This window comes from Vibrio sp. 03_296, from assembly GCF_002265885.1.
In genome coordinates this window covers 1-2,115 of record NZ_NPKW01000080.1, presented here as the reverse complement: position 1 = coordinate 2,115, position 2,115 = coordinate 1, and the positions used below count along the sequence as shown (strand labels likewise).

The 2,115-nt window shown below is 43.0% G+C and carries 4 protein-coding genes and 1 pseudogene; 3 read left to right on the top strand and 2 right to left on the bottom strand.

The window, feature by feature from the left end; genetic code table 11:
* Positions 1-51: 51 nt before the first annotated feature.
* Positions 52-174, bottom strand: a complete 123-nt coding sequence (locus CIK04_RS10575) for a DUF3265 domain-containing protein (RefSeq protein ID WP_078532228.1) — start codon at positions 172-174, stop codon at positions 52-54.
* A gap of 637 nt (positions 175-811) precedes the next feature.
* Between CIK04_RS10575 and CIK04_RS33255 the strand changes: the two genes are divergently transcribed.
* The 3 genes from CIK04_RS33255 (at position 812) to CIK04_RS10550 (ending at position 1,837) form a co-directional block, all read left to right on the top strand.
* Complete coding sequence (locus CIK04_RS33255) at positions 812-1,042, top strand: hypothetical protein (protein WP_232708708.1); 231 nt, start codon at positions 812-814, stop codon at positions 1,040-1,042.
* A 266-nt stretch (positions 1,043-1,308) separates the two neighbouring features.
* Entirely contained in the window at positions 1,309-1,557 is a 249-nt protein-coding gene (locus tag CIK04_RS10555; protein WP_005377003.1) for a type II toxin-antitoxin system Phd/YefM family antitoxin, read from the top strand.
* A complete protein-coding gene (locus CIK04_RS10550; RefSeq protein WP_097353710.1) occupies positions 1,547-1,837 on the top strand; it encodes a type II toxin-antitoxin system RelE/ParE family toxin in 291 nt (96 codons plus the stop codon). The genes CIK04_RS10555 and CIK04_RS10550 overlap by 11 nt, the downstream gene beginning before the upstream one ends.
* 10 nt (positions 1,838-1,847) lie before the next feature.
* Here CIK04_RS10550 and CIK04_RS10545 read toward each other — a convergent pair.
* Positions 1,848-1,973, bottom strand: a pseudogene (locus tag CIK04_RS10545) (DUF3265 domain-containing protein); the annotation flags it as partial.
* Positions 1,974-2,115 lie beyond the last annotated feature (142 nt).

The following is a 2,115-nucleotide window of genomic DNA, read 5'->3' as shown; positions in this document are numbered from 1 at the left end:
CTTCCCCATCCTCATCAATCATCACTTGATCATATGCCATGACAAAAACTCCTAACGCTGCGTTAAGGGGTGAGTGCCGCATAAACCAAGCTTCCGCAGACCACTTTCACCACCAAAACTCACCGCATACCAAAAATGCCACGCGGCATGAATCCCGCTTAAACGCCTTGTTATGCTTAAGCTTCAATGGGTTACGTTTTTCTGGAAACAAGATTAACTCGACTTCGATTCAGAAACAAAAGCCAAAACGTAGAAAACAGAAATGACTCATAATTTTGAAAATCAGACTTTGAACTTTGGCAGTCAAAACTCAAAAACCTAAGATCAAATTTCTGATTGAGCCAACCGCCCTAACCTCGCGCTTGCCCGAAAATTAACAGAGGCAACTCTCAGAATTTTTAGCGCCAAAGAATAAGTGTCCAGAAAACAGCGCCCACTGAAGCCAACTTGCCGACAAACACAAAACTGAAAAGCCGAGGGAGCAAAGAAAAACCATAAACCACTGATTTTACTTGATTAAGCATAACGCCCTGCTAAGGGGTGAGCAACGCAATACAAAAGCCGCCGCAAACCACCTTAATCACTAAAATCAACGCATAGTAAAAATGCCACGCGTTGCGAATCCCTCTTGAGCAGTTTGTTAGTCGCGAGGCACCGAGCGACAATTTTAAGCCGAACTAAACTTTGCGAACAACAAACTTTATGTGTTTTGATGCATTTAAGTCAGGCGTAGTTTCAAAGCGCCTACTCAATGAAACCACTTGGAACATAAAACGTCGTAGCAACACCAACAAGCGCTTTTGGAAAACCAATCTCACAGTGCGGACTTTCAACAAAGTCACTGAAACCACGTGGAACTTACCACACCAGAGAAAACGTCATTTCAGCGAGTAAATCGGCTTTTGTACCGACAAACTCACCGAGCGGAGTTGCAACCAAAAACAGACTCTCGATTGCCCTGCTCTGTCAGCACCAAAGAACAAAACAACCGCTAGAACAGTTACAAAACTTTGGACTTAAAACAGCTAAAACTAAGTTCTGATGATCGAAGGTTAATCGGTGTACCAAGCAAACAGCTGCTAAATATTAAGCTCAGAAACATGATTTTGATTGCTAGCTTTTTCTGGCGACTAACGCCTTGCTAAGGTGTGAGCAACGCAATACCTTAGCCTCCGCATAATACCTTAAACACATAAACCGACGCATAGTAAAAATGCCACGCGTTGCGAATCACTCTTAAGCAACTTGTTATACCGCTTTGTTGAGGCTAAAATGACCAACATAAAGACCACTTAAGAGACCGATTATATGACCACTAGAATTTTAGCCGATGTTGCTGCAAGCATTACCGAGTTGAAAGCTAACCCTATGAAAGTTGCAACTAGTGCTTATGGCGAACCTGTTGCTGTGTTAAACCGAAATGAGCCAGCATTTTATTGCGTACCTGCCGAAGCGTACGAAATGATGATGGACAGACTCGAAGATCTTGAACTACTAGCTATCGCTAAAGAGCGTGAATCTGAAGAGAGCATTTCGGTAAATATTGATGACCTATAAACTCGACTTTAAAAAGAGCGCACTCAAAGAGTGGAAAAAGCTTGGCTCTACTCTGCAACAACAATTTAAGAAAAAGCTAATCGAGCGCTTAGATAACCCACATGTGCCAGCTTCAAAACTTTCTGGAGCTGACAACATGTATAAAATTAAGTTGCGTCAATCGGGCTACCGTCTCGTCTACAAAGTTGAAGACGATGTCATCATTGTAACCGTCTTAGCAGTCGGAAAACGAGAACGTAGCGATGTTTACCGTAAAGCCATGCAAAGGTTAGATGATTGATTGCGGTATAACGCTGCGTTAAGGGGTGAATGCCGCATAAACCAAGCTGCCGCAGACCACTTTCACCACCAAAACTCACTGCAAACCAAAAATGCCACGCGGCATGAATCCCGCTTAAACGCCTTGTATGGATAATAACTAACGAATCAGGGTAAGGTGAGACCCAGACTTTAGCTGCAACTAAAGTTCTCTATCTGATAGTTCGATTGAACGCTGGCTCCTCTATTGAGAGACCGATAACAAGAACGAACATCAGATAGAACTCCAAGCATCACACT